Source organism: Streptomyces sp. NPDC003635, assembly GCF_053587635.1.
In genome coordinates this window covers 19514-32688 of record NZ_JBSFOK010000025.1, presented here as the reverse complement: position 1 = coordinate 32688, position 13175 = coordinate 19514, and the positions used below count along the sequence as shown (strand labels likewise).

The window sequence follows — 13175 nt, the reverse complement described above, 5'->3', positions numbered from 1 at the left end:
GAGTACCCGGGTCAACCGGAGCACTGCACCTTGTCCGCCGTCGACTTCTCCACGTCCGGCGTCTTCGCCGAGGAGGCGTTGAGCTTGACGCCCGCCCCCTTGAAGTCCTTGCCCAGGATCAGGGTCATCGTCGGCAGGCCCTGGGCGTTGAGCTCGCTGTCGCCGGGCTTGAGCGCCGAGCCGGACAGACCCATGATGTCCGCCAGCCGACGTGCCTGATCGGCCTGGTCAGGAGCGTACTCCAGGGTCGTCCTCGCCTGATCCGCGTCCGCGTTGCCCGCGTTCTCGGACTTGGTGACGCCCTCCTGCGTCTGGAGGTACAGGAGCTGATCCTGGGCGCTGCCGGACTCGGCGCCGCCGTTGAGGACGCGCACCCGCACCTCGGAGGCGTCCGCCTTGGTGCCCTTCAGCCGGGCGGCGACGGCGGCGGCCTCCTTCTTCTTCTGCGCCTTGACCTCGGTGAACGACACATCGTTCCTGATCATGTCGAAGACCTGGGGTGCCGTCGCCTCGTTGACGACGACGGTCGCCTTCACCACCTCGGCCGGGTTGTCCTTGACCGGGACGGTGGTGAAGGTGATGTTCTTCGTCGGCACCTTCTTCAGCTCCAGCGCCAGATCCTTGAGCGTGCCCACCTTGCCTATGGCCTTGTCCACGGTGAGCGCCTCGGTGGCGGCCTCCGCCAGCTTCAGCAGCTTGGTGGGGCTGGTGAGGGTGTCGCTGGAGGACATCTTGCGCATCAGCGAGCCCAGGAAGGCCTGTTGCGCCTTGATCCGGTCCAGGTCACCGCTGTTGCCGAAGCTCTTGCGGGTGCGCAGGAAGGCCAGCGCCTCCTCGCCCTCCACGGTCGACTCGCCCTTGGGCAGGTTGAGCTTGGACTTGTCGTCGTTGATGGCGCGGTCCAGGCACACCGTGACCCCGTCCACGGCCGTGGTCAGCGTCTTCACGGCGTTGAAGTCGGCCATCATGAAGTGGTCGACCTCGATACCGCTGAACTCCTTGACCGTGCGCATCGTGCAGCCGGGGTCCCGGCCGCTCTCCCCGAGGCTGCGGTTGAAGCGGACGCCCTGCAGCCCGGAGATCGTCTCCTTGGACCCGTCCTCCAGCGTCGTCTCGCACTCCGGGATGTCGACGATGAGGTCCCGCGGAATGCTGAGCGCGGTGGCGTTCGACCGGTCCTTGGCGACGTGCAGCAGGATCGTGGTGTCCGCGTGCCCGCTGCTTCCCTTGTCGCCGTAGCCCTCGTTGCCCGCGCCGGTGCGCTTGTCGGTGCCGACGATCAGGATGTTGAAGGCCTCGTCCTTCCGGAAGCTGCTCGCGCCCGCGTCACCGACGTCGATCGTGTCGACGTTGCCTTCCAGGTGCTTGAGGTAGAGATAGCCGCCGGTGGCGGCGGCGACCAGGACGAACGCCATCGTGCCGCCGGTCCACAGCACGGCCTTCTTCGCCTTGGACGCCTTCGGCCTCCCGGCACCCCGCCCGCGGCGCCCCGGTTCCTCGGGCGCGGGCCGGCGCCGACGCGGCGGCGGCACCTCACGGCCGGGGGCCGCGGGGCTCGCGGTGGAGCCGTCCGGGCGCCGCGGGGGCCGCCTGCGCGGGCCGGGTACGGGCGTCTGCTGGGGGTGCGGCGATTGCGGTGCGGAAGGGCCCAGTCGCAATTCGTATTCACCGGTGTTCGGATTGAGCACCCATTGGTCTGCGGGGTCGATGTTCTCCGACCGCCCACGGCCTGCGTCCACGGTTGTCCGAATCCTCCGTCGGGAAGGCGCCGCGCGGGAATTGCCACACGGCCCGATGCACCGGATCGCTCACACTATCCGCACACTTCGACGCCGAGCGACGTCGGTGAGAAAGTCCACGTGCGTACAACCGATTCCGGTGTCCCTACAAGCGGTCAATTCGTTCCATTTCCCTGGCCGAACCGGTCGCTCTCCTTGAACTGACCGGTCACGTCAGGTCACTTGGCGCACTCGACCTGATCCGCCGTGGACTTGTCCACGCCCTCCGGAGTCTTCCCCGACGACGACCCGGTGATCGGGACGCCGGCGCCCTTGAAGTCCTTGCCCAGTGTCAGTGTCATCGTGGGCAGCCCCTGGGAATTGGTGACGCTCTCCCCGGGCTTCATCGCGGAGCCCGCAAGCCCCATCAGGTCCGCCAACCGCCTCGCCTGGTCGGCCTGTTCGGGCGCGTACTCCAGCGTCGTCCTCGCCTGTACGGCGTCGGCGTTGCCCGCGTTCTCCGACTTGGTGACGCCCTCCTCGGTCTGCAGCCAGGTCAGCACCTCCTGGGCGCTGCCGGTCTCGGCGCCGCCGTTGAGGATCTGCACCCGCACCTCGGCAGGGTCCGCCTTGGTGCCCTTCAGCCGGGCGGCGACGGCGGCCGCCTCCTTCTTCTTCTGGGCCTTGACCTCGGTGAACGACACATCGTTCTTGATCATGTCGAAGACCTCGGGAGCCGTCGACTCGTTGACGACGACGGTCGCCTTCACCGTCTCGGCCGGGTTGTCGATCACCGGAACCGTGGTGAACGTCAGGTTCTTGGTGTTGAGCTTGCCCAGCTCCAGACCCAGGTCCTTCAGCTTGCCGATGCTGTCGAGCTGGGAGTCGACGGTGAGCGCCTCGGTGCCGGCCTCCGCCAGCTTCACCATCTTCGTCGGGCTGGTGAGCGTGTCGTTGGACTTCAGCTTGCGCATCAGCGAGCCGAGGAACTGCTGCTGGATCCCGATCCGGCTCAGATCGCCGCCGAAGCCGACCGAGTGCCGGGTGCGCACGAAGGCCAGCGCCTGCTCGCCCTCGATGGTGTGGGTGCCCTTGGACAGCTTCAGATGCGAGTCCGGGTCGTCGATGTCCTTGGCCAGGCACACCTCGACACCGCCGACCGCGCTGGTCAGCGTCTTGACCGCGTTGAAGTCGGCGACCATGAAGTTGTCCGGGGTGATCCCCGTCAGCTCGGTCACGGTCCGCATGGTGCAGCTGGGCGTACGTCCGTCCTGGCCGAGGCTGGTGTTGAACCGGACGCCGGTGGAGCCGGCGATGACCTTCTGGGAGCCGTCCTCCTGTGTGGTCGGACAGTCCGGGATGTCGACGACGAGGTCCCGCGGAATGCTGAGCGCGGTGGCGTTCGACCGGTCCTTGGAGACGTGCAGCAGGATCGTGGTGTCGGCGTGGCCGACGCTGCCGCTGTCGCCGTAGCCCTCGTTGCCGGAGCCGGTGCGCTTGTCGGTGCCGATCAGCAGGATGTTGATGGCCTGGTCCTTCTTGAAGCCACCGGTGCTCGCGCCGTCGTCCGGGACGGAGTCGATGTTGTCGTTGAGGTGCTCCAGGTAGAGGTACCCGGCCCCGGCGGTGGCGACGAGCAGGAAGGCCATGGTTCCGCCGGTCCACAGAAAGATCTTCTTGGCCTTGGACTGCTTCTTCCCAGGTCGTCGCCCGCGGCGCCCGGGCAGGGGTTCCTCGGGCGCCCCGCGCCGCCGCCGGGGCGGCGGGACCTCGCGCCCGGGGCGCGGGTCGCGCACGGGCGTCGCGGTCCTGGCGGCGGTTCCGGCCGACCTGGTGGCCCGGGTGGCTCTGCGAGGGCTTGGAACGGCCGACCGCGCTGCGGAAGGGGTCAGTCGCAGTTCGTATTCGCCGGTGGTCGGATTGAGCACCCACTGGTCTGCGGGGTCGATGTTCTCCGCCCGCCCACGGCCTTGCGCGTCCACGGTTGTCCGAATCCTCCGTCGGGGCCACGCGGCGCCTTCCCCCTCCAAGGCGCCCGGATCGGTTCACACAGTGCGCGACCTCGTGGCCGGGTGCACCGGGTCGCTCACACTATCCGCCCAGTTCAGCGTCGAGCGACGACGGTGACAAATTCCACTCCCCTACAACCGGTCAATACGGAGCATTTCCCTGACCAGGGGTTCGCCGGTTTGGTGAGCGCTTTACCCGCAGGCGTTCTGGGCGGCGGTGTTGCCGCTGAAGGTGGGGGCGGGGGAGGCGGGGTCGCGACCGGGCCCGCCGGACGCTTCCGTACGACCCTTTTGACTGACTTCGACGGGCGTGTCGTTCCGCAGCCGCTCGAACAGCCTTTCCGCTTCCGGCTCCACGAGCTGGTCGCGATTGGAGTTGTAGACGTACGACTCCCGGGGGACGGTAAGAAACTGCACACGTTCGGTGGGGATATCGCGTACGCCACGAACAAGTTCGTACAAGCCACGCAAACTGGCCAGTTCCGGATCCGTGGTGAGGGACGACGTGGCGGCGTCGAGGACGGGATACAGCCGCACCGGATTCAGCAGGACGTCATTGCTCTGCACCTTGTTGACGAGCGCCCCGAGAAAGCGTTGCTGGCGGTCCATCCGGTCGGTGTCGCTGCCGTTGCCGAGCGACTTGCGGGCGCGCACGTACCCGAGGGCCTGCTCCCCGTCGAGCGTGACGCGTCCGGCGGGCAGCCGGAGCTTGGCGGCCTTGTCGTGGATGGGTTCCGAGAGGCAGACCTGGACGCCGCCCACGGCGTCCACCATCTTCTTGAACCCGCGGAAGTCGACGACCATGTGGTGGTCGATCCGCACGCCGGTGAGCTTCTCGACGGTGCGGATGGTGCACGCCGAGCCGCCCACCTCGAACGCGTAGTTGAACATGGCGAACATGGGCTCGGAGCGGGTCCCGTCGCCCTTGAGGCAGGCGGGCACGTCCACCATGAGGTCCCGGGGCAGCGAGACGGCGGTGGCGCTGCGCCGCCCGGCGGACAGATGCAGCAGGATCGTGGTGTCGGAGCGCTCGGTCCCGGAGTCCCGCCCGTAGCGCCGGTTGTCGCGGCCGGCCCGTGAATCGGACCCGATGACGAGGATGTTCCGCGCGTCCTTGACGAGGGAGGTGGGCCGCTCGCTCTCGTACCGTGCGAGTTCGGCGGCGGCGGCCTGGTCGGGCGTGATGTTCCCGTCCAGCTTCACGTACAGCACGGCGCCCACCACCAGCCCTCCGGCCAGCAGCACCGCCACCCCGGCCCCGACCCCCCGGACCCATCGCCGCCGACGCCGTCGTATGAGCCCCACCCCACTCGCCCGGGCCCCACCAACACTCTCGGTCACGTCGACGTCCACCCCTCATGGCGTGCGGGCCGATGTCTGCCTTGGTCTCCTCTACGACCATGCGGGGCAGGAGGTGGTGGTGCGGGGTGTTGCTGGGCCGAATGGGGGAGGGCGGGGGCGGCGCCCGTCCCCGCCGGTCCCGGCAGGTCAGGTCACCGTGAGACGGCCGTGACCCGTTCGCTCTCGATCCGCTTGGCCAGACCCTCCTCGCCCAGGGCGTCGAGGTTCCGGCACAGCACCACGGAACCGCCGGTGGCGAGCGCGCCGTACAGCCCCGCGTTCAGCCCCTCCCAGGTGTCGTACCCGAGGCCGGACAGGATGCGGGACCCGGGCCCGTTGAGCCCCAGCGCCGTCGCCTCGTCCCGCGCCCGCTCCACCACTTCCGCCCCCGTGAACTCCCGCCCGGCCACGATCAGCGCGGCCTCCTCGGGGTCCACGGGGGAGAACGGCACGAACCGGTCTCCCTGCCCCGGTACCTCCACCGCGTAGTCCACGAACCCGGCCGGCGGCTGCGGGAAACGGCCCCCCAGCGGCCGTAGCGCCAGAGCGATCCGCTCCCCACCGCACGCCCGCGCCGCGTCCAGCGTGTCCGGCCCGCTCACCACGACATCGGCCGCCGCCGCGTCCCCGGCCACGTCCGCCACCGCCCCCACGGAGGAACAGGCCAGCAGCCACACCCCCGTCTGCCAGTGCGCGGGCAGCAGCAGAGCCACCCGGTCGCCGGGGCCGGCGCCCAGGTCGCCCTGGAGCAGATTCGCGGTCTTGGCCACCCAATTGGCGAAGGTGGCCACGGACAATTCGACCCGTTCCCCGGTGGCATCGTCGTAAAAGGTCACCAGGGGACGCCCGGGATCCGCGGCGAGCGCGGAACGCAGCAGGTCGGCAGGGGTGCGATCGGTGGCATTCACCCGAGTCAGCGTACGCGCGCCGAGCCCCCCGCACCCCTCGCCCGCCCCTCGCACCCACCACCGGTTCGGCCGAACACCACCCGACGCACCGTCAAATCCCCGATGGACAGATTTGTATGACTATGTCCAACATCAGGGGCATGCGTGGATTCCTTGCTTCCTCGATCGGTGTCACTTGCGCGGCCGTTCTCGCCCTTCCGCTGCCCCCATCCGCCGCCGCGGCGACCATGAGACCCGCGCCTGAGGCGGAAGCGGCCACGACGGCGGGCGAGAGACCGGCCCCCGGCCACACCGAGTCCCTTCCCCTGGCCCCGCTCCGGGGCACCACCAGGGCCACCGCCACCCCCACCGTCCCGGATCAGGGCCTGCCCCCGAGAGACGTACGACGCTTCTCCCTCGTCGGCGTCGTCTGGGACGACCCCGACGCCGAACTGCACGGCCTGGTCCAGGTCCGCACCCGCGCGACAGCGACCGGCACCTGGTCCGCCTGGCAGGACCTGGAGACCCACAACGCCGAACACGCGGCCGACCCGGACACCCCCGAACGCTCCTCGTCCCGGGTGCGCGGCGCCACCGCCCCCCTGTGGGTGGGCGATTCGGACGGGGTGGAGGTGCGCGTCAGGGCGGAGCAGTCGGATCCGTACACACCCCCGCTCCCGACCGGGCTGCGCCTCGAACTGGTCGACCCCGGCGAAGACGCACCCCGGACCCGCCCACGAGCCGCCGCCCCCCAGGAAGAACTCCGGGGAGAAGTCCGGGAAGTCCCCCAGGACACCCCCGCCAACACCCTCACCGCCGAGACGGCAGCCGCCTCCGCCGCCAACGCCGAACTGGCCCCCATGGGCGCGCCGGAGATCCCGGCCCTCACGGCCGACCAGACCCGCGACGAACTGCTCGCCCTCCGCGGCACGGAACTGACGGCGGAACAGAAGGCGAAGCCGTACATCGGACCCCGCCCCCGCATCGTCACCCGCGGCGGCTGGGGCGCGAACGAGTCATGGCGGGAGGAGAAGTTCGTCTACACGAAGAAGGTGAAGGCGGCCTTCGTCCACCACACGGCGTCCGGCAACGGATACAAGTGCTCGCAGGCGCCCTCCGTCATTCGCGGTATCTACCGCTACCACGTGATGAGCATGGGCTGGCGGGACATCGGCTACAACTTCGTCGTCGACAAGTGCGGAAACATCTACGAGGGCCGGGCCGGTGGCGTGGCCAAGCCCGTCCTCGGCGCTCATACCCTCGGTTTCAACACCCACAGCATGGGGATCGCCCTCCTCGGCAGCCACGCCTCGACCAAGCCGTCCGCTGCCGCCGTGAAGGCCGTGGCCCGGCTCACGGCCTGGAAGCTCGGTCTCTTCGGCGCCAATCCGCGCGGAAAGACATACCTGAAGTCCGGAGGTGGCAATCTCTACGCAAAAGGTAGGAACGTACGACTGAATGTGATCTCCGGCCACCGCGACGGCTTCGCCACGGAGTGCCCGGGCTGGCAGATGTACCGCAAGCTCGGCAGCGCCCGTACGACAGCTGCCAAACTCCAGGGCCGCTGACGCCGTACCGGCCGTCGGAGCACATTCACCGCCATCGGGGGACAAGGCGGAACAACCATCAACGCCGCACTGCCGTCGAGGGCACCGCACACGGACTGCGCACCACGGTCTGCATACACTGACCGGCCGAAAGACAGTTCGGCCGGTCCCGGCAGGAAGCGGAGACAACAGGTGACAGAAGCGATCCTCCTGGTCGGCGGCAAGGGCACACGGCTGCGTCCGCTCACCGTGCACACGCCCAAGCCCATGGTCCGGGCGGCCGGGGTCCCCTTCCTCACCCACCAGCTCGCGAGAGCGAGAGCGGCCGGGGTGGACCACATCGTCCTCGCCACGTCGTACCTGGCCGAGGTCTTCGAGCCGTACTTCGGCGACGGCTCCTCGCTGGGCCTGCACATCGAGTACGTCACCGAGGAGGAGCCCCTCGGCACGGGCGGCGCCATCCGCAACGTCGCCTCCCGCCTGCACTCCGCCCCCGACGACCCGGTCCTCATCTTCAACGGCGACATCCTGACGGGCCTGGACATCAGGGCCCTGGTGGACACCCACCAGCGCACGGCGGCCGACATCTCCCTGCATCTGACGCAGGTCACCGACCCGCGGGCGTACGGCCTGGTCCCCACGGACGAGACGGGCCGCGTCACGGCGTTCCTGGAGAAGCCGCAGACCCCCGAGGAGATCGTCACCGACCAGATCAACGCGGGCGCGTACGTCTTCCGCCGTTCGATCATCGACACGATCCCCACCGGCCGCCCGGTGTCGGTGGAGCGGGAGACCTTCCCCGACCTCCTCTCCGCCGGGGCGCACCTGCAGGGCATGGTGGACTCGACGTACTGGCTCGACCTCGGCACCCCGGCGGCCTTCGTCCGGGGATCGGCGGACCTGGTCCTCGGCCGCGCCCCCTCCCCGGCGGTGCCGGGCCGGTGCGGCGACCGACTCATCCTCCCGACGGCCAGGGTCGCCCCGGACGCGAAGCTGGCCGGCGGCACGGTCGTCGGCGAGGGAGCGTTCGTGGCGGAGGGCGCCCGCGTCTTCGGCAGCACGATCCTCCCGGGCGCGGTGATCGAACCGGGCGCGGTCGTCACCGACTCCCTGATCGGCACCAGGGCCGTGGTGGGCGAACGGTCGATCCTGACGGGCACGGTCATCGGAGACGGCGCGATAGTGGGCCCCGACAACGAGCTGACCGACGGCGCCCGAGTCTGGTGCGACGCCCAGATCCCCGCGCGGGCCCTCCGCTTCTCCCCGGACCAGTAACCATCCTGCCGTCAGGTCCTCGAGCGCCGGTCGGGCCGTCCCCCAGCCCGTCCGGCGGTTCTGTCGTCACAACTGCCCGATGTCCCACTGGGGCATCTTCGGCGCCCGCCGCGCCGGCACCCGCCCGCTCAGCAGAATCAGCCGCGCCGCCCGGTGCCGCTGCCCCGCGTACGGCTCCAGCAGCTTCAGCATCAGCGCGTCGTCCGCGTCCCGGTCCCCGGCGAGCGCGAACCCCACGATGCCCGGCAGATGCAGATCCCCCACGGTCACCGCGTCCGCCGCGCCATGACTGCGCTGCACCACTTCCGCGGAGGTCCACGGGCCCACCCCCGCCACCACTTCCAGCCTCGCCTGCGCCGCCTCCGGCGCCATCCCCGAGGCCTCCTCCATGCGCGCGGCGACCCGCACGCACCGCAGAATCGTCGACGCCCGCTTGTTGTCGACCCCGGCCCGGTGCCACTCCCAGGACGGGATCAACGCCCACGTCCGCGCGTCCGGCATCACGTACATCCGTCCGGGCGCGGGCCCCGGCGCGGGCTCACCGAACTTCCGTACCAGCAACCGCCACGCCCGGTACGCCTCATCGGTCGTGACCTTCTGCTCCAGGATCGACGGGATCAACGACTCCATCACCAGGCCGGTCCGCGTCAGCCGCAGGCCCGGCCGCCGATGCCGGGCCAGGGCCACGGCCCGGTGCCGGGGCACGAACGCCGAGGGATCGTCCGCGGCCCCGAGGAACTGCGGCACCCGCTCCAGCAGCCACTCCGCCCCCGGCCCCCACGCCTCCGCCCGTACCGCGGGCCCTTGCGCGACCACCCGCAGTGTCCCGGGCCCACCGGGCGTCCGGCTGGCCCGCCACACCGACCCGTCCGGCATCGCCCGGAACGTCGGATCCCCGGGCCCGCGCCGCAGCGGCCCGAGCACGAGACCCAGATCGAGCGGCCCCTCCGGCAACCAGGTCCGCACCCGCCCCACCGCCGGAGCCGGCCGGGGCACCCCGGCGGGCACGCCGACATGCCCACCGCGCACCGTCGTACGCGTGGGCCGAGGGGAGAAACGTCCAGCCACGAATGAGGTCCTAGGGATCCGGGGAAGCGAGGCCCACCCTACGAGACGGGCCCTACGGGACGGGCTTTACGGGACGGGCCTACGCGCTCCCCTGCGAGACGGGCCCTACGAGAGACGGCCCCGCGAGACGACCCCGCGAGACGGGCTCCACGAGAGAGGGCCCCTACGAGACGGCCCCACGAGACGGCCCCACGAGCCCGGCCCTACGAGACGGCCCCCGCAAGACCGGCCCCGCGAGGTCGGGCGAAGCTGCCGAGGAGGCGGTCGGCGCGGCTCACCTCACCTCGATGAACGCCTCCGCGTCCCGGTCCGGCCGCGGCCTCGGTTCCTGCGCGGGCCGCCCGACCGCCACCGCCCCCATCGGATCCCACGACTCCGGGAGCCCCAGCACCTCACGCACCACGTCCCGGCAGAACATCGTCGACGACACCCACGCCGACCCCAGCCGCTCGCCGGCCAGCGCCACCAGGAAGTTCTGCACCCCGGCCCCGGCGGCCACCACGAACATCTCCCGCTCGGCCGCGTCCCGCCGCGCATCGCCGTACCTGTGCGATCCGTCCATGACGAGGCACGGGACCACCAGATACGGCGCGTTGCGCAGGACGTCCCCGCGCCGCACCCGCTTGGCGACCGACTCCTCGCTCTTGCCGTCCCGCCGCAGATCCGCGACCCACGCGTCCCGCATCGCGTCGAGCAGCCGCAGCCGTGACTCGGCGGACTCCAGCAGCACGAACCGCCACGGCGTCGTGTGATGCGGCGCGGGCGCGGTCACCGCCGCGGCCACCGCTCGCCGGACCGCTCCGGGATCGACGGGGTCGTCGGTGAAGGCGCGGACCGTACGGCGCTGGGTGACCGCCAGCCGGACCGCCTCCGAGGTGCCCAGCCGGAACATGTCGTCCTCCCGGCCGCGCACCATGGCGCGCGCGCCCTCCCCGTGCTCGTCGGCCACGACGTGCGCCAGCCCGCGCACCACGGCGACGGGCAGCCCCGCGGCCTTGCCCTTGACGAGATCGCCCGCCGCGGCCAGTTCGTCCGCGGTCGCCACGACGGTCGCGCCGAGCGGATTGCCGTACGCGTCCGCGCCGCCGCGCAGATCGTCGAGCACCCGCACTCCGGCGGCGCCGATCGCCACGTCCGTGAGCCCCGAGCGCCAGGGTCGCCCGAAGGTGTCGGTGACGATCACGCCGACGTTGACGCCGAGGGCGTCGCGCAGCCCGTCCCGGATGCCGCGCGCGGAGGCGTCCGGGTCCTCGGGCAGCAACAGCACCGTCCCGGAGGGGGTGTTGGAGGCGTCCACCCCGGCCGCGGCCATGACCAGGCCCTGCCGGTTCTCGACGATCCGCAGCGTCCCGCGCCGCGCCACGACCCGTACGGTCTCGGCGTCGATCGCGGCCTCCCGGTCGGCCGCCTCCACGACCCGGCCCTCGGCCTTGGACACGATCTTGGAGGTGACGAGCAGCACGTCACCGTCGGCCAGCGCGGGCTCCGCGGCGGCGATCAGCTTGGCGAGGTCGTCACCCGCGGCGACCTCGGGGAGGCCGGGCACGGCCCAGACCCGGAAGCCCTCGGACGGCAGCTCGCTCACGCCCCCCGCACCTCCTCGGCCAGCGCCAGCGCGTCGGCGGCCATCCGCGCGGTCGCCTCGAGGTCGGTCATCATCAGGGGTACGGCCCGGCAGCGGATGCCGGCCGCCTCGATCCGCTCCACGGAGGCCGCGTCCACGGTGTCGACGAGCCAGCCGTCGAGCAGCCCCGAGCCGTAGTGCTCGGCGACCGCCGCGGCCGTCGACTCCACGCCCACCGCCGCGAGGACCTTGTCGGCCATCCCGCGCACCGGGGCGTCCCCGACGATGGGGGACAGCCCCACCACGGGCACCCCGGCCTCGGCGATGGCCTCGCGGATGCCGGGCACTGCGAGGATCGTGCCGACGGAGACGACCGGGTTGGACGGCGGGAAGATCACGACGTCCGCCTCGGCGATGGCCTCCAGCACGCCCGGGGCGGGCTTGGACTGCTCGGCGCCCACGGGCACGACGGCCTCGGCGGGGACGGAGGCCCGCAGCCGCACCCAGTACTCCTGGAAGTGGACGGCCCGGCGCTCGCCGTCGATCTCGACGGCGACATGGGTCTCCACGCGGTCGTCGGTCATCGGGATCAGCCGGACACCCGGCTGCCACCGGTCGCACAGCGCCTCGGTCACCGCGCTCAGCGGAAACCCGGCGCCGATCATCTGGGTCCGCACGATGTGCGTGGCGAAGTCCCGGTCGCCGAGCCCGAACCACTCGGGGCCCACGCCGTAGGCCGCCAGCTCCTCCTTGACGCGGAAGGTCTCGTCGGCCCGCCCCCAGCCCTGCTCCTCGTTGATGCCGCCGCCGAGGGTGTACATCACCGTGTCGAGGTCCGGGCAGACCTTCAGTCCGAAGAGGTGGATGTCGTCGCCGGTGTTGCCGATCACGGTGATGTCCGCGTCCGGCGCGGCCTGCTTCAGACCGCGCAGGAACCGGGCACCACCGATGCCGCCTGCCAGAACCACAATGCGCATGGAAGCAAGCATGGCAGGCGGGTCCGACAACGCGTCAGGCGGTCACGGGACGCGCCTCGCAGCAGGCGGCCACGGGGTTCCCCCCGGTCGAACGAAGTTGAGACTGGGGGAGCATCGGCATCTCGGTGAGGCCCGGGTAGTAGACGTGCAGGCTGACCGCCGGCTCCAACGCGTCGTTGGTCACCTCGTGCGCGTACCCCGGCGCGAACACCTGCTCCGCCCCGGGCGTCAACGCGCGCGTGCCGCGCTCCGTGCGCTCGGTCAGCGTGCCCCGCAGGACGGTCAGTACGCCGGAGGAGGGGCCGTGGTCGTGCAGTCCGCTGCCCTGGCCGGGCACCCAGGACAGCAGCCAGACCTCGTAACCGGGGCCGGTGCGCAGCCGGTGGTACCAGCGGGAGGTGGCGTCGTACTGGACGAGGTGCTCCCACCGGGAGCGGTCGGCGGCGATGGTACGGGCCAGGCCGACGAACTCGGCGACGGTGGCCGGGTGCTCGCGCGGAGGCTGCAGGAGGTGCGGGACTTCGAGGATGTCGCCCGCGATCTGGAGGTCGCTGTCGCTGTTCATGGGTGGGGTGGTTCCTCAGTGAGACTCAGGCGGCGAAGGTCAGAGGGAACGGGGAGCCGGGCCACGGGGGACGTCGGGGCTCGGCCCACAGCTGGAGCAGGGGTGGCTCAACAGCTGGGACAGCAACAACAGCTACAGCGAGCGTGGGCAGCACCGAGGGACCCGGCGGTGCGGGTCGAGGTGAGTGCCGAGTTCGCGAGCATGCCCACAAGGACAGCGGTTCA

10 protein-coding genes are annotated in these 13175 nt (G+C 71.2%); 2 read left to right on the top strand and 8 right to left on the bottom strand.

The window, feature by feature from the left end:
• Positions 1-11 precede the first annotated feature (11 nt).
• The 4 genes from ACWDRW_RS23065 to ACWDRW_RS23050 all read right to left on the bottom strand — a co-directional run bounded on the left by ACWDRW_RS23065 (position 12) and on the right by ACWDRW_RS23050 (position 5976).
• A complete protein-coding gene (locus tag ACWDRW_RS23065; protein ID WP_451725846.1) occupies positions 12-1739 on the bottom strand; it encodes an LCP family protein in 1728 nt (575 codons plus the stop codon).
• A gap of 218 nt (positions 1740-1957) precedes the next feature.
• Positions 1958-3700, bottom strand: a complete 1743-nt coding sequence (locus ACWDRW_RS23060) for an LCP family protein (protein ID WP_451725845.1) — start codon at positions 3698-3700, stop codon at positions 1958-1960.
• Between the two features lie 219 nt (positions 3701-3919).
• Positions 3920-5068, bottom strand: a complete 1149-nt coding sequence (locus tag ACWDRW_RS23055; protein ID WP_451725843.1) for an LCP family protein — start codon at positions 5066-5068, stop codon at positions 3920-3922.
• 152 nt (positions 5069-5220) lie between these two features.
• Positions 5221-5976, bottom strand: coding sequence for a TIGR03089 family protein (locus ACWDRW_RS23050; protein ID WP_451725842.1), 756 nt, complete (start codon positions 5974-5976; stop codon positions 5221-5223).
• 122 nt (positions 5977-6098) lie between these two features.
• Between ACWDRW_RS23050 and ACWDRW_RS23045 the strand changes: the two genes are divergently transcribed.
• On the top strand, positions 6099-7523 hold the full coding sequence (locus ACWDRW_RS23045) for a peptidoglycan recognition protein family protein (protein ID WP_451725972.1): 1425 nt from the start codon (positions 6099-6101) through the stop codon (positions 7521-7523).
• A 171-nt stretch (positions 7524-7694) separates the two neighbouring features.
• Positions 7695-8777 carry a sugar phosphate nucleotidyltransferase gene (locus ACWDRW_RS23040; RefSeq protein ID WP_451725840.1) on the top strand — a complete coding sequence of 361 codons (1083 nt, stop codon included), beginning with the start codon at positions 7695-7697 and terminating at the stop codon, positions 8775-8777.
• 66 nt (positions 8778-8843) lie between these two features.
• Here the strand turns inward: ACWDRW_RS23040 and ACWDRW_RS23035 are convergent, their stop codons facing one another.
• The 4 genes from ACWDRW_RS23035 to ACWDRW_RS23020 form a co-directional block, all read right to left on the bottom strand.
• Entirely contained in the window at positions 8844-9845 is a 1002-nt protein-coding gene (locus ACWDRW_RS23035; RefSeq protein WP_451725838.1) for a DNA-3-methyladenine glycosylase family protein, read from the bottom strand.
• Positions 9846-10119: 274 nt separating this feature from the next.
• Positions 10120-11430: a coenzyme F420-0:L-glutamate ligase gene (locus ACWDRW_RS23030; protein ID WP_451725837.1), complete on the bottom strand. Its 1311-nt coding sequence runs from the start codon at positions 11428-11430 to the stop codon at positions 10120-10122.
• Entirely contained in the window at positions 11427-12386 is a 960-nt protein-coding gene (gene cofD, locus ACWDRW_RS23025) for a 2-phospho-L-lactate transferase (protein ID WP_451725836.1), read from the bottom strand. The genes ACWDRW_RS23030 and cofD overlap by 4 nt, the downstream gene beginning before the upstream one ends.
• Before the next feature lie 34 nt (positions 12387-12420).
• Positions 12421-12951, bottom strand: a complete 531-nt coding sequence (locus ACWDRW_RS23020; protein WP_451725834.1) for a cysteine dioxygenase — start codon at positions 12949-12951, stop codon at positions 12421-12423.
• Positions 12952-13175: the final 224 nt, after the last annotated feature.